The following is a 17,186-nucleotide window of genomic DNA, read 5'->3' as shown; positions in this document are numbered from 1 at the left end:
CCCTGGGCCCAACAAGCAGAAAGGCCGCTTCGCGCGGCCTTTCTGCTTCTTTTGCGGGTTCAGGCTTTCGGCCGGCACGACGCGTCGCCGGCCGCCCGCCGCAGCCGCTGCCACACCAGGACAGGCAGCCGCAGCATGAAGCCGGCCAGCAGCCGCAGGTGCATGCCGGTCAGCAGCAGGTTGTCGCGCAGATAGCGGAAGTGTGACACCCCACCCTCGCGCTGGCCGAAGTAGCGCACCGGGGCGTCGGCATTGATGGGGCGCACGCCGCGCCAGCACAGCCGCACCGCCACTTCCGGGTCGAAGTCGAAGCGGCGCATCCAGCGGCTCTCGCGCATGACGGCGCGCAGCGGCGCGATCGGGTAGACGCGAAAGCCGTACAGGGAATCCCCGATGCCCGCCCATAGCGTCTCGACATCCGCCCAGAAGTTGGACATGCGCCGCCAGTAGACCCGCTCGCGCGGCGCGCTGGCGTCGAAGACGGGCCGGCCCAGCACCATGGCGCCCGGGTTGCGCTGTGATATCGCCATGAATTGCGCAATCAGGTGCGCGGGGTGCTGCCCGTCCGAATCCATCACCAGCACATGCGTGAAACCGGCCGCGGCGGCGGAATCGATGCCATGCAGCACCGCGGTGCCCTTGCCCTGGTTGTGCGGCAGCACCAGGACGCGCAGCCCGGGATCGGTGGCTGCCTGCGCCAGCAGCCACTGGTCGCTGCCATCGGTGCTGCCGTCCACGACCACCCAGACCGGTGTCCAGGCGGCGCGCGCCGCGCGCAGCACCTCATGCAGGCGCACGCCGGGGTTATAGCTGGGGATCAGCACCAGGTGCGTGGCGGACGGCTCGGCGTCACCCATCGGGCAGGCGCTGCCGCCGGCTACCAGTGCGGGCCCGGGCATGGCTTGCTGCGGCATGTCGTGCTCCGGTCCTGGCTTTGGAAAGGGGGGAAGGTTGGGTGCGGCTGCCGAACTAGCGCGTACGGTGTTCCGCCAGATAGTTGGCCAGGCTGCCCAGCGAGGCGAAGATGGTCTTGTTGTCGGGGTTGTCCGAACGCAGTTCGACCCCGTACTTGCGCGACACCAGCAGTGCGATCTCGAGGATATCGATGGAATCCAGCCCGAAGCCTTCGCCATAGAGCGGCGTGGCGGCGTTGATATCCTCCAGCCGTAGCTCGGCAATTTCGAGTTCGTCGATGATCAGGCGGGCAAGTTCGGTTTCGAGTTCGGTCATGTCGCTAGGTGGCTGGAATGCCGCTGCGGCATGGGTCCGGGAAAGGTTGTCCAGGCCGCATGGCAGGGCAACCGATGCTATCAAAAGGGGCAAATCCCAGCCAGTTGAGAGAAGTTTAGTAACAACAAAGGCAGGCCTTTTGGGAATCATCACCACGTCGGGCCGGTCTTTTGGGGTATAAAGCGTTCGCTTCGCGCACCACGCGGCGCCATTTCCGGCAACGCCGTGCACCAAGCGACTTACGCTACACACAATATACCCTCGCAGATGCCATCGAGCCAGCAATTCGACCGCCCCTCCACGCCCGCCGCGCCAGCCACGCCTGTACGGCAGGATGCCGTGCCGGCAGGCCGGCGCCATGGCTGGATTGCAGCGGTGGCCGCCTTTGTCGCCTACGAATCCGCCCTGCACCATGCGGCACACCAGCCAGGTGCCGAAGTCGCCGCGCTGTGGCTCGGGGCGGCGCCGTTCCTGCTGATCGGCTTCCTTGCCTGCCTCCGCACTTGGGGGCGCCTGCCCGCAATGGCCGCCTTGCTGGCCGCCTGCGCCGCCCTGTGGATCTGGCGCATGCCGTTGGCCGCGCATTTCGGCTGGACCTATTTCCTGCAGCACGCCGGCATCAATGCCGCGCTGGGCGTGATGTTCGCGCTGAGCCTGCGTCCCGGCCGCACGCCACTGTGCACGCAGATCGCGACGGCAATCCATGGCCAGCTGCCCCCCGCGCACCTGCGCTACACGCTGCGCGTGACCCAGGCCTGGACGCTGTTCTTTGCCGCGATGGTAGGTGTATCGACGCTGCTGTTCGTGCTCGCGCCGGTGGCGACCTGGTCCAGCTTCGCCAACCTGGCCACGCCGCTGCTGATCGCGCTGATGTTCGTGGGCGAAGCCGTGTGCCGCCGCGTTGCCTTCCCGGGCATGGCCCACGGCGGCCTGCTGGACGCGGTGCATGGCTATCGCGCAGTCATGGCTGCCCGTGCGGACCGGCCCGGTTTGCCGCGCTGACGCGCCGCAAACCGGCCCCTACACTGGCAACAGGCACAGGCTCAGCCCCATGACCATGCTCCCGATCGTCGCGCATGCCTCGCCCGAAGACATCATCGCCTGGGCGCACGGACGGCCTGTCAGCGTGCGCCAGTTCCTGGCAGATGCGTCCAGCCTGGCCGATGCGCTGCCCGCAGGCGGGCACGTATTCAACGCCTGCACCGACCGCTACCGCTTCACCGTCGGCCTGTGCGCCGCGCTGCTGGCGGGCAAGGCCACCCTGCTGCCGCCATCGCATACGCCGGAGATGGTGCGCCAGCTGGCCGACTTTGCCCCGGACGCCTTCTGCCTGCACGACCAGCCTGACGCGGCATTCGCCATGCCGGCGTTCCACTATCACGACGGCCTGCGCGGCGCGGCCACGGACGGGCCGGTCGAGATCCCGCGGATTGCCGCGACCCAGGTCATGGCGTACGTGTTCACGTCAGGCTCGACCGGCACGCCGGTGCCGCACCGCAAGACCTGGGGCGCGATGGCCCGGTGCGCGCAGGCCGCGGCACAGCGGCTCGGCCTGCTGGACGGGCGTGCCTGGACCGTGGTGGGCACGGTGCCGCCGCAGCATATGTTCGGGCTGGAGGCCACGGTCATGCTGGTGCTGCAGGGCCGCGCGGCCCTGGTGGCGGCCCCGGCCTTCTATCCCGCCGACGTGCACGATGCCCTCGCCTCGGTGCCGGCCCCGCGTGCGCTGGTCAGCTCGCCCGTGCACCTGCGCACGCTGGTGCAGTCGGGCATGGCAATGCCGCCGGCAGACCTGGTGCTGTGCGCGACCGCCCCGCTTGGCCGCCAGCTGGCGGGCGAGACCGAGACCCTGTTCGGCGCTCCGCTGTGCGAGATCTACGGTAGCACCGAGACCGGCCAGATCGCCACGCGCCGCACCGCGCAGGCTGATGCCTGGACACTGGTGCCGGGCGTGCGGCTGCAGGCACGCCAGGGCGCCGGCGCCGCCGAGACCTGGGCCGAAGGCGGCCATATCGAGCAGCCGGTGCCGCTGGGCGACGCCATCGCGCCGCTGGATGCCGGCCACTTCCTGCTCCATGGCCGCAAGGCCGACATGCTGAATATCGCCGGTAAGCGCACCTCGCTGGCTTACCTGAACCACCAGCTCACGGCCATCGACGGCGTGCGCGACGGTGCGTTCTTCATGCCCGATGATGCGCACGAAGGCGACACGCATGGCCACGTGGTGCGGCTGGTGGCCGTGGCAGTGGCGCCAGGCGTCGCCCCGGCGCAGCTGCAGCAGGCGCTGCGCGCGCGCATCGACCCGGCCTTCCTGCCACGCCCGCTCCTCTTTGCCGACAGCCTGCCGCGCAATGCGGCCGGCAAGCTGCCGCGCGAGGCCCTGGCGGCGCTGGTCGCAAGGCTTGCCGGGGCGCACCACGGCGATAGCGCGGCAAGGCCCGGCTTTGTCATCGACGCCGATCACCCGGCCATCGCCGGCCACTTTCCCGGCCATCCGATCGTGCCGGGGGTGGTACTGCTGGACCACGCGGTGCTGGCACTCGGCATTGCAATGGGCCGCCGCCTTGCCGTCACCGAGGCCGGCACCATCAAGTTCCTGAGCCCGGTGACCCCGGGCGAGCGCGTTGAGATCCTCCACCAGGCCGACGCAGCGGCCGATGGCGGCGTGAGTATCCGCTTCACGCTGCGCAGCGCCGGACGCGACGTCGCCAGCGGCACGCTGCAGGTGCGCGGTGCCGCGACGCACGCGGGGGCATCGGCATGCTGAGCTGGCTGTGGAGGCGGCAGCCGCCGCTGGAATCCGAATGGTCGCGCCGCCAGGAGCGCGGCAGCATCACGCTGCTGCGCGTCATGACGTGGATCTCGCTGGCACTCGGCCGCCCCGTCGGGCGCGTGGTGCTGCGGGGGATTGCGGCGTACTTCATGCTGTTCGCGCCGGCGGCACGCCATGCCTCGCGCGCCTACATGGGCCGCGCCCTCGGGCGCGATGCCAACTGGATCGATGGCTACCGGCATGTGTTCACCTTCGCCTCGACCATCCATGACCGCATCTACCTGCTCAACGGCCGCTTCGACCTGTTCGATATCCGCCTGCACGGAGAGGAGCAGCTGGAAGCCGCGATGGCGCGCGGCCGCGGCGCAATCCTGCTGGGTGCGCACCTGGGCAGCTTCGAGGTGGTGCGCGCGCTCGGGCGGCGGCACCCGGACATGGAAGTCGCGATCACCATGTACGAGGAAAACGCGCACAAGCTCAATGACGTGCTGACGTCGATCAACCCGGCGATGCGCCAGGACGTGATCGCGCTGGGCCGCTTCGACACCATGCTGCGGGTGCGCGACTACCTTGACCGCGGCTACATGATCGGCATGCTGGCCGACCGCACGCTGTCGCAACGCGCCACCGACCCGGTGCAGCAGTGCAGCTTCCTCGGCACGCCGACCGGCCTTCCGACCGGCCCGCTGCGCATGGCGGCGATGCTGCGCCGGCCGGTGTTCTTCATCACCGGCCTGTACCGCGGCGGCAACCGCTACGATGTGCACTTCGTGCCGCTGGCCGACTTCACCGAAACCGCACGCGGCCAGCGCGAGGCAGCCGTGCAAACCGCGCTGGCCGAATACGTGCGCCTGCTGGAACAATTCTGCCGCAGCGCCCCGTACAACTGGTTCAACTTCTACGATTTCTGGCACGCCGGCCCGCCGCTGTCTGAACAGCCGCCGCCGGGCAACGAGCCATGACCCGCGAGCCCTGAGCAGCCCCTGATGCCCCTTTCCAGACGCCCTTTCCGCTTCCTGCTGTCGATGCTGCTGGCCGGCGCCATGCTTGCGCTGGCCACGCCGTCCGGCGCCGCCACATTTGGCGTCGACCAGCTGATGTCCACCCTGGCGCAGCGCAAGTCTGGGCGCGTGCTGTTCACCGAGACCAAGTACCTGGCGATAGTCGACAAGCCGGTGCAGTCGTCCGGCGAGCTGCTGTTCACGGCGCCCGACCACCTGGAGAAGCGCACACTGTCGCCCAAGGCCGAGAACATGGTGCTCGACGGCGACATGCTGACGGTCGAGCGCGACGGCAAGCGCTACACCATGCCGCTGCAGAACTACCCCGAGCTGGCTGCCTTTATCGAAAGCATCCGCGGCACGCTGGCAGGCAACCGCCAGACGCTTGAGCGCTACTACAAGCTCGGCCTGGAAGGCCGTGCCAGCCGCTGGACGCTGACACTGACTCCGGCGGACTCGCGCATGGCCGCGGTGGTCAGCCAGGTGCGCATCGACGGCAGCCAGGATGCGCTTGACCGCGTCGAGATCCAGCAGGCCGACGGCGACCGCTCGGTGATGAAGATCCGACCTGCCGGCCGCCCATGAGCGCAGCGCCGCCCGCAACGATGCGCCCAGCGATGCGCCGGCTCGCACTGGCACTGTGGATCTTCGCCATGCTCGCCTGCGCGGCTGTGATCAGCCGCACCACCTTCACGGCCGACCTCTCGGCCTTCCTGCCGCGCCTGCCCAGCGCCGAGCAGCAATTGCTGGTGAACCAGCTGCGCGACGGGCTGGTATCGCGCCTGGTCCTGGTCGGGATCGAAGGCGGCGATGCCGATGGCCGCGCCGCGGTGTCGCGTGCCATGGCGGCACAGCTGCGCGGCGACCCGCGCTTCACGGCGATCCAGAACGGCGAGCCGGTCAACCAGGATGCAGACCGCCAATACGTGTTTGCGCACCGCTACCTGCTCAGCCCCGCGGTCACGCCCGAGCGCTTCAGTGAACGCGGCCTGGCGCAGGCGCTGAATGAATCGTTCGAGCTGCTGGCCTCGTCCGCCGGGCTCTTCACCAAGTCGCTGCTGCCGCGCGATCCCACCGGCGAAGTGGCCGCGATGCTGGCACAGCTGGATGCCGGGCAGCGCGTGCCCATGCACGCCGGCGCCTGGGCGTCGCGCGACGGCAAGCGCGCGGTGCTGCTGGCGCAGACCGCCGCCGCGGGGTCTGACACGGATGCGCAGGCACAAGCCATCGGGGCCGTGCGCGAGGCGTTTGCCAAGGCTGCGATCGCTGGCAAGTACCAGCTGGCGATGACCGGGCCGGGCGTGTTCTCCGTCAATGCACGCGACACCATCCGCCATGACGTGGAGCGCCTGTCGACCATCGGCGTGGCCATCATCGTCACGCTGCTGCTGCTGGTCTACCGCTCGGTGCCGCTGCTGGTGCTGGGGCTGGTGCCGGTACTGAGCGGCGCGCTGGCGGGCATTGCCGCGGTCAGCCTGGGCTTCGGCGGCTCGGTGCACGGACTGACGCTGGGCTTCGGCACCACGCTGATCGGCGAGGCGGTCGACTATTCGATCTACCTGTTCGTGCAGTCCGCGCAGTACACGCGCGACGGCCGGCGCGACGAGCGCGCCTGGCTGGGCGGCTTCTGGCCGACGGTGCGCCTGGGCGTGCTGACCTCGGTCTGCGGCTTTGCCTCGCTGCTGCTGTCGGGCTTTCCGGGGCTGGCGCAGCTGGGGCTGTATTCGATTGCCGGGCTGGCGACCGCGGCGCTGGTGACGCGCTTCGTGCTGCCGCAGTTGGTGCCGGCCACGCTGCACCTGCGCGACGTGGCGCCGCTGGGCCGCCGGCTGCAGTGGCTGGCGGCGCGCGCGCACCGGCTGCGCTGGCTGGTGCTCGTGCTGGTGGTGGCAGCCGCCACGGTGCTGGCCATGCACCGCGGCACGCTGTGGGGCCGCGAGCTGCAGGCGCTGAGCCCGGTGTCGGCCAGCGACCAGGCCCTCGATACCAGGTTGCGCGAGGATCTTGGCGCGCCCGACGTGCGCTACCTGGTGGTGCTGTCCGGGCCGGACCAGGAATCCGTGCTGCAGGGCGCGGAGCGCGTGGCCCGTGAACTGGACCCGCTGGTGGCACAGAATTTCATCGGCGGCTACGAGAGCCCGGCGCGCTACCTGCCCAGCGCGGCGACCCAGCGCGAGCGCCAGGCCAGCCTGCCGCCGCCCGACGAGCTGGCGCAGCGCCTGGGCGCCGCCATCGCCACGCAGCCGGTGCGCGCGTCACTGTTCGCGCCTTTCCTGGCGCAGGCCGAGGCCGCGCGCACCGGTGCGCTGCTGCGGCGCGAGGACTTGCGCGGCACCTCCATGGCGCTGGCTGTCGATGCGTTGCTGGCGCAGCGCGACGGGCGCTGGAGCGCCACGCTGCCGCTGCGCGCACCGGCCCAACAAAGCACCGGCGCGGCCGACGGCGTCGACACCGGCGCGGTGCGGGCCGCGGTGGCGCGGGCCGGCGTTCCCGACACGCTGTTCGTCGACCTCAAGGGCGAATCCGACCGCCTCTACACCGGCTACCTGCGCGAGGCCTTGCTGCTGTCGCTGGCCGGCCTGCTGGCGATCATCGTGCTGCTGGCCGTGGCGCTGCGCTCGGCACGGCGCGTCGTGGCCACGGTGCTGCCGCTGGCCGCGGCGGCGCTGGTGGTGCTGGGCGGGCTGGCAGCGCTCGGCCAGCCGCTGACGCTGCTGCACCTGGTGGGCCTGCTGCTGCTGATGGCCGTGGGCTCCAATTACGCGCTATTCTTCAACGGCCCCGCTGCAGGCAGCCAGGTGGCGGGCGCTTCACCGCATACGCTGGTGTCGCTGCTGCTGGCCAACCTGACCACGGTGGCCGCCTTCGGCCTGCTGGCGCTGTCGAGCCTGCCGCTGCTCAAGGCCTTCGGCCTGACAGTAGGTCCAGGGGCCGTGCTGGCCCTGTGGTTTTCGGCGATCCTGGCGCGCCCCGCGGCGCCAGACACAGCCAAGAGTGCAACATGAATTCGTATCCCGCACCGCGCGTAGCCTTGCGCGGCACCTCTTACAGCCGCCCCTGGCGCCCCACCCCGCTGCTTTACGGCGCCGCCGCCGTGCACCTGGGTGCCGCCGGCGCAATGCTGGCGCACCCTGAGGCCATGGGCATGGCGCTGGCCGGCGTTGGTGCCGCCCATGCGGCAATGTGCGCCGCCGGCCTGTGGCCGCGCAGCCACTGGCTTGGCCCCAATGTGCTGCGCCTGCCGCCCTCTGCCGATGATTGCGTGGCACTGACATTCGACGACGGCCCCAACCCGGCGTTGACGCCGCGCGTGCTCGACATGCTGGATCAGCACGGCGCGCGCGCGACCTTCTTCTGCGTCGGCGCGCGCGCCGCGGCGCATCCGGAACTGGTGCGCGAGATCGTCGGCCGCGGCCACGCCGTGGAGAACCACAGCATGTACCACCGGCTGCACTTCTCGGTGTTCGGTCCCGGGCGCATGCTGCGCGACATCGGTGCCGCGCAGCAGGTGCTGACCGACCTCACCGGCCAGGCGCCGCGCTTCTTCCGCGCGCCCGCGGGGCTGCGCAATCCCTTCCTTGAGCCGGTGCTGTGCCGGCTCGGGCTTCAGCTTGCGGCCTGGACCCGGCGCGGCTTCGATACCCGCTGCGGCGACCACGCGGGGCGCGTGGCGCAGCGCCTCACCGGCAAGCTCGCCGGGCGCGACATCCTGCTGCTGCACGACGGCAATCCCGGCACCGATGCCGCCGGCAATGCACATTGCACCACCGTGCTGCCGGGCCTGCTCGCTGCCATTGAACGCGCCGGCCTGCGCTGCGTCACGCTGCGCGCGGCCGTGCCGACAGCCTGAGTGAGCGGCGGCTTGTTACAATTGGCACAGCCTTCCGAGATTCCTTCCATTCGTTCCCCCTAAGCCGTGTCCCCGCTCCTGTTCTCGCATTTCACGGCCACCAGCTGCCTTGGCGCCGGTGTAGACGCCACCCTGTCGGCACTGCGTGCGCAGCGCGGCGGCCTGGCGCCCTGCCGCTTCGGCGGTGTCGAGCTCGATACCTTCGTCGGCGAAGTCCCCGGCCTGGACACCGTGGCACTGCCGCCCGCACTGGCCGAATTCGACTGCCGCAACAACCGGCTGGCGCAACTGGCGCTGGAGCAGGACGGCTTTGCCGCGCGCGTGCGCGAAGCGGCGGCGCGCTACGGCGCCCACCGGGTCGGCGTCTTCCTGGGCACCAGCACCGCGGGCGTGCTGCAGACGGAACTGGCCTATCGCCAGCGCGATCCTGCCAGCGGCGCGCTGCCGCCGGGCTTCCATTACGCCACCACCCACAACCCCTACTCGCTGCCCGCCTTCCTGCGCCAATACCTGGGACTGACCGGTCCCGCGGCTGCGGTGTCCTCGGCCTGTTCATCCGGCGCCAAGGTGTTCGGTTCGGCACGGCGCATGCTGGAGGCAGGGCTGATCGATGTGGCTGTGGTCGGCGGCGTCGATTCGCTGTGCCACACCACGCTGTACGGCTTCAATTCGCTGGAGCTGTTGTCCGACCAGCCGTGCCGGCCCTATGACGTGGCGCGCAACGGCATCTCGATCGGCGAGGGCGCGGCATTCGGCCTGCTCGAGCGCGTGGCCGGCAGCGCGCAAGGCGATGCCATCCTGCTGGCCGGGATCGGCGAATCCAGCGATGCGCACCATATGTCGACCCCGCACCCCGACGGGCTGGGCGCGCGCCTGGCACTAGAGCAGGCACTGGCCAGCGCGGGGGTCGCGCCGGCGCAGGTCGGCTACGTCAACCTGCATGGCACCGCCACGCGCAGCAACGACGCGGCCGAGGCCATGGCCATGGCCGCGGTGCTGCCCGGCACGCCGTGCAGCTCAACCAAGGGCGCCACCGGGCATGCGCTGGGTGCCGCCGGCGCGCTCGAAGCCGTCATTTGCGCGCTGGCGCTGCGCCACGGCCTGATGCCCGGCGGCATCAACACCACGCAGGTGGATCCGGCGCTGGACGTGAACTACCAGCTCGCCAACCGCGAGGCACCGCTGCGCTATGCGATGACCAATGCCTTCGGCTTCGGCGGATCCAACTGCAGCCTGCTGTTCGCCCGCGCGGACGCGGCTTCCCACTGAGCATCGCCATGCCGCAGCACGTGTATATCGAAAGCATCGGCCTGCTCGGCCCCGGCCTGACCGGCTGGCAGCAGGCCGCCGAAGTCCTTGCCGGCCGCGTGCCATACGCGCACGCGCCCACCGAACTGCCGCCACCCGCGGGCCTGCCGCCGGCCGAGCGTCGCCGCACCGGCCCGACCGTACGGCTGGCGCTTGGTGTCGGCCAGCAGGCCGTCGCCGCCAGCGACTGCGAAGCCGCGCAGCTGCCGACGATCTTTGCCTCGTCCAGCAGCGACGGCTTCAACTTCCATGCGATCTGCGAAGCGCTGGCCGAGCCCGAGCCGCTGATGTCGCCCACGCGCTTCCACAACTCCGTGCACAACGCCACCGCCGGCTACTGGTCGATCGCCGCGGGCGCGATGCGCACCTCCAATGTGCTGTGCGCCATGGATGGCAGTGGCAGCGCGGGCTTGCTCGAATGCGTGCTGCAGGCCGCCGCCGATGCCGAACCCTGCCTGCTGATCGCCTATGACACCGGCTACCCCGAGCCGCTGCATAGCCACCGCCCGATCCCCGATCCCTTCGGCGTGGCCCTGCTGGTCACGCCGCGGCAGAGCGCGCGTTCGCTCGCGCGCGTCGGCGTGGCGCTGAAGCAGGCGCCAGCCACGGTGATGCCGGACGCCGCGCTGGAAGCACTGCGCACGTCGGCACCGGCCGCACGCATGCTGCCGCTGCTGGCGGCCATCGCCCGCGGCGAGGCCACCACCGTGGTGCTCGATTATCTGGATACGCTGCAGCTTGCGGCCGAGGTGGAAAGCCTCGGCGGCCAGGCGGATGGCTGAGCTGCTGAAAGACCGCGACTGGATCGCGGCACGCATTCCGCACCAGGGCACGATGTGCCTGCTCGACGGCGTGCTGGCCTGGGATCCGGCATCGGTTCGCTGCACGTCAGCCACGCATACGCGCGCGGACAACCCGCTGCGCGCGCACGGCCGGCTGGCCGCGCTCAGCGGCATTGAATACGCGGCACAGGCCATGGCCGTGCACGGCGCATTGCTGGCGGAAGCGGAATCAGGAATGGGCGCACAGCGCCCGCGCTCGGGCTACCTGGCCAGCGTGCGCAAGCTGGTGCTCCATGTGGAGCGGCTCGACGATATCGACGCGCCGCTGCAGGTCGAGGCACAGCGCATCAGCGGTGAAGGCAGCAGCGTGCTGTATGCCTTCACCGTCAGCGCCAAGGGCCAGGCACTGCTGTCAGGCCGCGCGGCGGTCATCCTGGATGCCGCCGCAGTCGGCCAAAGCGCCGACCGCGGCGCCGGCTGAAGCGCTTCAGCGCGCCGGCAGGATCTTGCCCGACACCGCGCCGAAGCCGACGCGATAGCCTTCGCCCTGGCAGTAGCCGGTCATGATCACGTCGTCGCCATCCTCCAGGAAGGCTCGGCGGCTGCCGTCGGCCAGCGTCACCGGCTCGGCGCCGTTGCGGGTCATTTCCAGCAGGCTGCCGTAGGAGTCCGGCGTGGTGCCGCTGATCGTGCCCGAGCCCATCAGGTCGCCCACGCGCACATTGCAGCCCGACACCGTGTGGTGGGCCAGCTGCTGTGCCATGGTCCAGTACATCGCCTTGAAGTTGGTGCGGCAGATGGTGCTGGGTGCCGCTGCGCCCTGCGGCTGCAGCGCGACTTCCAGGGCGATGTCGTAGGCATTCTTGTCCTGCTGCTGCAGGTACGGCAGCGGCTGCGGCGATTGCTCGGGGTTGTCGCGGCGGAACGGCTCGAGCGCTTCCATCGTCACCACCCACGGCGAGATCGAGGTGCCGAAGCCCTTGCTGTTGAACGGCCCCAGCGGCACGTATTCCCACTGCTGGATATCGCGCGCGCTCCAGTCATTGAGCAGCACCATGCCGAACATATGCGCCGGCGCATCGGCGGTGCTGACGGGCTCGCCCAGCGCCGATTCCTTGCCGACGATAAAGCCCATCTCCAGTTCAAAGTCCAGCTTGCGGCAGGCGCTGAAGATCGGGCGTGCCTCGTTCGGCAGCTTGATCTGGCCGTTGGGACGATGCAGCGGCGTGCCGCTCACCACCACCGAGCTGGCACGGCCGTTGTAGCCGATCGGGATTTCCAGCCAGTTCGGCAGCAGCGCATTGTCCGGGTCGCGGAACATGCGGCCGACGTTGGTGGCGTGCTCCCTGGACGAATAGAAGTCCGTGTAGCCCGGGATCTCCACCGGCAGGTGCAGCGTCGCGGCCGACATCGGCACCAGTGCCTGGTCGCGCAGGGCGGCGTTGTCGCGCAGCGCGGCGTCATCACCAGACAGCAGCGCGCCCAGGCGCTTGCGGGTTTCGCTCCACACCGGCTTGCCCAAAGCGATAAAGCGGTTCAGGCTGCTTGCGGCAAACGTGCCTTTGGCAGCGGCCGGCAGCAGGCCGGCCTCATCCAGCGCGGCGAGGTCCAGCACCTGGTCGCCGATGGCAACGCCGACGCGCGGGGCCTGGCCCTTGGTCGAAAACACGCCATACGGCAGGTTCTGCAGCGGGAAGTGGGACTGGCCGTCGTTGGCGGAAGCGATCCAGCTGGTCTTGGGGGCGGTCATTGGGATACTCCGAAAATTTGGTGGCACTTGTCGCGTGCGGTGACGCATCATGCTCGACGAGCGCCGGCTCTCTCCGCCCGGCCCCTCTCCCGCTTGCGCGAGGGGAGAAAGCCGGGCGGGCGGCCAGGCGCGCGAGATCAGCGGGTGTTCGGGTTGAAGTGTTTCTTCAGGCCCTGCCAGCACGTGTAGTAGTCCTGCTGCAGCGAGGCCGACTGCGCGGCATACGGCGTCGGGCGGATCACGCCCGGGGTCTCGAACATGAAGGCCATGGTGTCCTCGATGCGGTGCGGCTTCGAGGTATCGGCGGCGCTGGCCTTCTCGAAGGTTTCCGCATCCGGGCCGTGGCCGCTCATGCAGTTGTGCAGGCTGGCGCCGCCCGGGGCAAAGCCTTCGGCCTTGGCGTCGTAGACGCCGGTGATCAGGCCCATGAACTCGCTGGCGATATTGCGGTGGAACCAGGGCGGGCGGAACGAGTCCTGCATCGCCAGCCAGCGCGGCCCGAAGATGACGAAGTCGATGGTGTCCACGCCCGGCGTGGCCGACGGCGACTGCAGCACCAGGAAGATCGACGGATCCGGGTGGTCGAAGCTGATCGAACCGATGGTATTGAAGCGGCGCAGGTCGTACTTGTACGGGGTGTAGTTGCCATGCCAGGCCACCACGTCCAGCGGCGAGTGGCCGATCCCGGCGCGCCACAGGTTGCCCTGGAACTTGGCCACCAGCTCGAAATCACCCTCGCGGTCTTCATAGCTGGCAACCGGCGACAGGAAGTCGCGCGGGTTGGCCAGGCCGTTGGAGCCGATCACGCCCAGGTCGGGCAGCTGGAACAAGGCGCCGTAGTTCTCGCAGATATAGCCGCGCGCCTCGCCGTCGGGCAGCTCCACGCGGAAGCGCACGCCGCGCGGGATCACCACGATCTCCTGCGGCTCCACTTCCAGCCGGCCAAGCTCGGTCACCATCAGCAGGCGGCCCTGCTGCGGCACGATCAGCATCTCGCCGTCGGCGTTGTAGAAGAACCGGTCCTGCATCGACTGGTTGGCCAGGTACAGGTGGATGCCGCAGCCGGTCATGGCCTCGGGGCCGCCATTGCCGGCCATGGTGACGATGCCGTCGACAAAGTCGGTCGGCACCGACGGCATTGCCGGCGGGCTCCAGCGCATCTGGTTGGGCGACGGCGGCACCTGGTCGAAACGGCTCAGGAAACGCGACTGCTCGATCTGCGTGAACGGCGTATGCATCGCGGCCGGGCGAATGCGGTACAGCCACGAGCGCCGGTTGTGCGCGCGCGGCGCGGTGAAGGCCGTGCCGGACAGCTGCTCGGCGTACAGGCCGTAGGGCGCGCACTGCGGCGAGTTCCTTCCTACAGGCAGCGCACCGGGCAGCGCCTCGGTGGCGAATTCATTGGCGAAGCCGGACATATAGCCGTGCTCGGCGAGCTGGGTGTGCGTGAGTGTCATGGTGTCGTCAGCGTTCCTGGGTCTCAGTCCATCTGGCGCTGCGCTGGCGCCTGGCGGCCTCTGCTGGGAGTGCCTGCCGGTCCGTATTCAGTCTGTGCGCGGTGCACGGAGCATGAATTACGTAATGCGTAATGAATTTACCATATCGTAATAGCCAACTTCGGACGTGTCAAACGGCACCGCTGACGCATGCGTCGAACGCCGCTTGCATTGCAGTTGTAGGTGGGAAACGGGAACAGCGGGAAAAAGCAGGAAGCGCCGGGATGCGCGCGTCGACGCCTGCGCGGCGGCAGTTGCTCACGCAGCGGGAAAAACCAGGAAATGCGGGAAAGCGCCGAAGCAGGCAGCCAGGCCTGCGGCGTCATCCACGCCAGGCGTCGCGAACGGCGCTCAGGACGGTAGCAACCGGCGCAGTGCGGAAAGCCCCGCGCCGGTTGTCATGGGTGGCCTGGAGGCCAGCTTCCAGTGCCGGCGCGTTGCGAACGCGGCCGGCCAGGCAGCGGCCAGTCAGACCGGCTTGTGGCCCTCTCCGGTCCCGGAGCCGAAACCGCCTCCGGAAGCCGGTGCCGCAGCCGGCGCGGCCGTGCTTCCGGCGGCCGGCTGGCCTGCCATGGAAGCTGCCGTCACGCCGCCATTGCGGCTGGCAATAAATGCGTTGACGTCTGCAGCAAGATGCTGCGGGGCCAGCACGACTTCCAGGCCCAGCGCCTCGCAGGCGGCCAGGAACGTCGACATGCGGGGATCGGCCTGACCCGACTCCGCCCGCAGGTAGGCTTCCCGGGAAATCCCCGCTTTACGGGCGACGTCCTCCTGCTTGAGCTTGCGCGCGCGACGCAACGCCCGCAGTTGCCGGAACGGTTCGCTAGCGCCTCTTGGCACGGCTGTACTGTTCATGTCGGTCTCCAGTCACCAGTGAAAAAAAGTGCGCGGACGTGCATTCGAGTATAGAGCACGCAAAGCGTTCCGTATGTAACCGCAGAAACACTTTGTGCAGATTTCTTAGAAGTCCGCAATCCCGCCCTGACATCGGCCGGTTGGCGAACATCAAAGAGCCGGATCGTGCACAACAACGCTGCACCGCCCAGTCTCTAACGGGCCTTGGCGGTTTGCGTTGACGTCACATGCATATCCATATGACGTTATGGCCTCCCGGACACAAGTGCGCAAGTCGGGGCAAATACCATGCATCTGGTTTCGTTGACAAACCGACCGGTCGTGCTATTCTCCACACCATGCAGAAAGGACAACTCACCCGCAACGCCATCGTCGAACAGGCACTGGACACCGCTGCCAAGGTCGGCTTCGAACAATTGTCGCTGGCCACGCTGGCCGCGGACACCAATATGTCGAAGAGCGGCCTGTATGCGCACTTCAAGTCCAAGGAGGTGTTGCAGCAGGCAGTGCTGGACCTGGCCGTTGAGCGCTTCGGCGAGATCGTGATCCGGCCGGCGATGCGCCAGCCGCGCGGCATGCCACGACTGCAGGGGCTGTTCGAAGGCTACCTGGAATGGCTGGGCGGCACGGTGACGCAGGGACGTTGCCTGTTCACGGCGCTGGGCCAGGAATACCGCGACCGGCCGGGCTCGATCCGCGACCTGGTGGTGCAGTCGCTGAAGGACTGGCACAGCACGGTTGCGCGCGTGGTGGGCGACGCCATCGATGAGGGCCATTTCGGGCCGGATACCGACCCACGGCAATTTGCTTTCGAACTCTCGGGTATCGGCATGGCCTTCCAGCAATCGTTCAAGCTGCTTGGCCGCGACGATGCCGAGACCATGGCGCGGCGCGCATTTGCGGCCCTGGTGGCCCGTGCCGCCGAGGGTGCTCGCGGCCACTGATCCACACATTGGCGCCGGCGCAATCCCGCCGGCAGGCAGCAACCGCTCCGGCGGACTTTTTTTGTACCGAAAAAAGCACGACTGGTCGGTCGTAACAACAGCACGGAAAGCCGCCGGCGGGGCCGGTGCCGATGATGCCGTGCCATCCAGAATCCATTGGAGGTGCAGGTCGTGACGCAAGCAGTCTCTTCTCCTTCCCCGGTTTCCTCATCCCGCACCGCCGCGCCCTTGCCCGCGCGCGCCGGCGATGCGCCGCTGCGCCCCGGCAAGTCCGGCGCGGTGGAGCGGGCCTTGCAGGGCTGGCAGCGGTTGCGCTGGCTGGCGGGCAGCGTGGTCAGGCCCGGCGCGACAGCGCGGGCGCTGGAGCACATCTGGTTCAAGCCGCCGCGCGCCGCCGCCACATCGGCAGCACGGCGCCTGCTGGACAGTGCGCGCGCCGACTGGGCGCTGGTGACGGGCCAGGGCCCGAGCCGGCGCGTGCGCGTCTATCGCTGGGGCAGGTCCGGCCCCGTGATACTGCTCGCGCACGGCTGGGGTGGACATGCCGGCCAGTGGCATGCGGTTGTCGATGGCCTGCTGGCCGCCGGCATGCGCGTGGTGGCCTTCGATGCGCTCTCGCACGGCGCCTCCGATGCCGGCGCACGCGGCGCGGCGCAGACCTCGGTGCTGGAAATGTCGCGCTCGCTGCTCGCCGCGGCCTGGCACGCGGGGCCGGTGCACGCCGTGGTGGCGCACTCGCTCGGCGGCGCGGCCACCGCGCTGGCGCTGCGTGAGGGCCTGCCCGCCCGCGCCACCGTGCTGGTCGGATCGCCGGCCGACATGCACGCCGCGTGCGCGTCGCTGGCCTGGCAAATGGGCTTCACGCCCGGCGTGCTGGCACGCATGCAGCGCCAGAGCGAGCGCTGGCTGGGACTGCCATGGTCGGCCTTCAACGTGCCCGACGTCGGCCGCACCCGGCCGGTCCCGCCAACGCTGGTGATCCATGACCGCGACGACAAGGAAGTGCGCTGGGAAGACGGTGCCGCCATCGCCGGCGCCTGGCCCGGCGCGCAACTGGTCACGACCAGCGGCCTGGGGCATCGCCGCATCCTGCAGGATCCCGGCGTGATCCGGCACATCGCCGATTTCATCCGGCCCGGCACAGCCCCCGCGCGCGCGGCAATCCCGCCAGCGTTGCACGGGCTGGCCGTCGACTGA

16 protein-coding genes are annotated in these 17,186 nt (G+C 69.5%); 11 read left to right on the top strand and 5 right to left on the bottom strand.

Going from position 1 to position 17,186, the window contains the following annotated elements:
* Positions 1–59 precede the first annotated feature (59 nt).
* Together AC3WRR_RS02590 and AC3WRR_RS02585 are read right to left on the bottom strand one after the other, a co-directional pair.
* A complete protein-coding gene (locus AC3WRR_RS02590; protein WP_058696458.1) occupies positions 60–914 on the bottom strand; it encodes a glycosyltransferase family 2 protein in 855 nt (284 codons plus the stop codon).
* 55 nt (positions 915–969) lie between these two features.
* Positions 970–1,230 carry a phosphopantetheine-binding protein gene (locus AC3WRR_RS02585; protein ID WP_010810163.1) on the bottom strand — a complete coding sequence of 87 codons (261 nt, stop codon included), beginning with the start codon at positions 1,228–1,230 and terminating at the stop codon, positions 970–972.
* Positions 1,231–1,497: 267 nt separating this feature from the next.
* On the opposite strand from AC3WRR_RS02585, the gene AC3WRR_RS02580 reads away from it, so the two are divergent.
* The 9 genes from AC3WRR_RS02580 to AC3WRR_RS02540 all read left to right on the top strand — a co-directional run bounded on the left by AC3WRR_RS02580 (position 1,498) and on the right by AC3WRR_RS02540 (position 11,425).
* Positions 1,498–2,232: a COG4648 family protein gene (locus AC3WRR_RS02580; protein ID WP_041688134.1), complete on the top strand. Its 735-nt coding sequence runs from the start codon at positions 1,498–1,500 to the stop codon at positions 2,230–2,232.
* 49 nt (positions 2,233–2,281) lie between these two features.
* A complete protein-coding gene (locus tag AC3WRR_RS02575) occupies positions 2,282–3,997 on the top strand; it encodes an AMP-binding protein (RefSeq protein ID WP_492296157.1) in 1,716 nt (571 codons plus the stop codon).
* Positions 3,991–4,965, top strand: coding sequence for a lysophospholipid acyltransferase family protein (locus AC3WRR_RS02570; protein ID WP_011617386.1), 975 nt, complete (start codon positions 3,991–3,993; stop codon positions 4,963–4,965). Before AC3WRR_RS02575 ends, AC3WRR_RS02570 begins: the two co-directional genes overlap by 7 nt.
* A gap of 24 nt (positions 4,966–4,989) precedes the next feature.
* Complete coding sequence (locus AC3WRR_RS02565; RefSeq protein WP_492296155.1) at positions 4,990–5,589, top strand: LolA-related protein; 600 nt, start codon at positions 4,990–4,992, stop codon at positions 5,587–5,589.
* A 20-nt stretch (positions 5,590–5,609) separates the two neighbouring features.
* Positions 5,610–8,009 (top strand): MMPL family transporter, encoded by a 2,400-nt coding sequence (locus tag AC3WRR_RS02560; RefSeq protein WP_136227915.1) that lies wholly within the window; start codon positions 5,610–5,612, stop codon positions 8,007–8,009.
* Positions 8,006–8,854 (top strand): polysaccharide deacetylase family protein, encoded by an 849-nt coding sequence (locus AC3WRR_RS02555; protein WP_058696462.1) that lies wholly within the window; start codon positions 8,006–8,008, stop codon positions 8,852–8,854. Before AC3WRR_RS02560 ends, AC3WRR_RS02555 begins: the two co-directional genes overlap by 4 nt.
* 66 nt (positions 8,855–8,920) lie before the next feature.
* The gene (locus tag AC3WRR_RS02550) at positions 8,921–10,123 is read left to right on the top strand and encodes a beta-ketoacyl-[acyl-carrier-protein] synthase family protein (RefSeq protein ID WP_492296153.1); all 1,203 of its coding nucleotides are present in this window, start codon (positions 8,921–8,923) and stop codon (positions 10,121–10,123) included.
* A gap of 8 nt (positions 10,124–10,131) precedes the next feature.
* On the top strand, positions 10,132–10,944 hold the full coding sequence (locus AC3WRR_RS02545) for a beta-ketoacyl synthase chain length factor (RefSeq protein ID WP_011617391.1): 813 nt from the start codon (positions 10,132–10,134) through the stop codon (positions 10,942–10,944).
* Entirely contained in the window at positions 10,937–11,425 is a 489-nt protein-coding gene (locus AC3WRR_RS02540) for a hotdog family protein (RefSeq protein ID WP_010810172.1), read from the top strand. Before AC3WRR_RS02545 ends, AC3WRR_RS02540 begins: the two co-directional genes overlap by 8 nt.
* 6 nt (positions 11,426–11,431) lie before the next feature.
* On the opposite strand, the gene fahA is transcribed toward AC3WRR_RS02540, so the two are convergent.
* The 3 genes from fahA to AC3WRR_RS02525 all read right to left on the bottom strand — a co-directional run bounded on the left by fahA (position 11,432) and on the right by AC3WRR_RS02525 (position 15,045).
* Positions 11,432–12,694 (bottom strand): fumarylacetoacetase, encoded by a 1,263-nt coding sequence (fahA, locus tag AC3WRR_RS02535; RefSeq protein WP_010810173.1) that lies wholly within the window; start codon positions 12,692–12,694, stop codon positions 11,432–11,434.
* Between the two features lie 137 nt (positions 12,695–12,831).
* Positions 12,832–14,151 carry a homogentisate 1,2-dioxygenase gene (hmgA, locus tag AC3WRR_RS02530; RefSeq protein WP_011617392.1) on the bottom strand — a complete coding sequence of 440 codons (1,320 nt, stop codon included), beginning with the start codon at positions 14,149–14,151 and terminating at the stop codon, positions 12,832–12,834.
* 507 nt (positions 14,152–14,658) lie between these two features.
* Positions 14,659–15,045 carry a helix-turn-helix domain-containing protein gene (locus tag AC3WRR_RS02525; RefSeq protein ID WP_011617393.1) on the bottom strand — a complete coding sequence of 129 codons (387 nt, stop codon included), beginning with the start codon at positions 15,043–15,045 and terminating at the stop codon, positions 14,659–14,661.
* A gap of 338 nt (positions 15,046–15,383) precedes the next feature.
* On the opposite strand from AC3WRR_RS02525, the gene AC3WRR_RS02520 reads away from it, so the two are divergent.
* Together AC3WRR_RS02520 and AC3WRR_RS02515 are read left to right on the top strand one after the other, a co-directional pair.
* Positions 15,384–15,989, top strand: a complete 606-nt coding sequence (locus AC3WRR_RS02520) for a TetR/AcrR family transcriptional regulator (RefSeq protein ID WP_041688140.1) — start codon at positions 15,384–15,386, stop codon at positions 15,987–15,989.
* Between the two features lie 171 nt (positions 15,990–16,160).
* Positions 16,161–17,186, top strand: a complete 1,026-nt coding sequence (locus AC3WRR_RS02515; RefSeq protein WP_492296151.1) for an alpha/beta fold hydrolase — start codon at positions 16,161–16,163, stop codon at positions 17,184–17,186.

The sequence above is a fragment of the Cupriavidus sp. FW305-3-2-15-C-LB2 genome, from assembly GCF_058787575.1.
This window is presented reverse-complemented; position numbering and strand designations above follow the sequence as displayed.

Coding starts and splice junctions, on each gene's coding strand:
- AC3WRR_RS02520 (WP_041688140.1), top strand. CDS start 15,384: ATGCAGAAAGGACAACTCACCCGCAACGCCATCGTCGAACAGGCACTG.
- fahA (WP_010810173.1), bottom strand. CDS start 12,694: ATGACCGCCCCCAAGACCAGCTGGATCGCTTCCGCCAACGACGGCCAG.
- AC3WRR_RS02555 (WP_058696462.1), top strand. CDS start 8,006: ATGAATTCGTATCCCGCACCGCGCGTAGCCTTGCGCGGCACCTCTTAC.
- AC3WRR_RS02585 (WP_010810163.1), bottom strand. CDS start 1,230: ATGACCGAACTCGAAACCGAACTTGCCCGCCTGATCATCGACGAACTC.
- AC3WRR_RS02560 (WP_136227915.1), top strand. CDS start 5,610: ATGCGCCCAGCGATGCGCCGGCTCGCACTGGCACTGTGGATCTTCGCC.
- AC3WRR_RS02570 (WP_011617386.1), top strand. CDS start 3,991: ATGCTGAGCTGGCTGTGGAGGCGGCAGCCGCCGCTGGAATCCGAATGG.
- AC3WRR_RS02545 (WP_011617391.1), top strand. CDS start 10,132: ATGCCGCAGCACGTGTATATCGAAAGCATCGGCCTGCTCGGCCCCGGC.
- AC3WRR_RS02580 (WP_041688134.1), top strand. CDS start 1,498: ATGCCATCGAGCCAGCAATTCGACCGCCCCTCCACGCCCGCCGCGCCA.
- AC3WRR_RS02590 (WP_058696458.1), bottom strand. CDS start 914: ATGCCGCAGCAAGCCATGCCCGGGCCCGCACTGGTAGCCGGCGGCAGC.
- AC3WRR_RS02540 (WP_010810172.1), top strand. CDS start 10,937: ATGGCTGAGCTGCTGAAAGACCGCGACTGGATCGCGGCACGCATTCCG.
- AC3WRR_RS02525 (WP_011617393.1), bottom strand. CDS start 15,045: ATGAACAGTACAGCCGTGCCAAGAGGCGCTAGCGAACCGTTCCGGCAA.
- AC3WRR_RS02575 (WP_492296157.1), top strand. CDS start 2,282: ATGACCATGCTCCCGATCGTCGCGCATGCCTCGCCCGAAGACATCATC.
- hmgA (WP_011617392.1), bottom strand. CDS start 14,151: ATGACACTCACGCACACCCAGCTCGCCGAGCACGGCTATATGTCCGGC.
- AC3WRR_RS02565 (WP_492296155.1), top strand. CDS start 4,990: ATGCCCCTTTCCAGACGCCCTTTCCGCTTCCTGCTGTCGATGCTGCTG.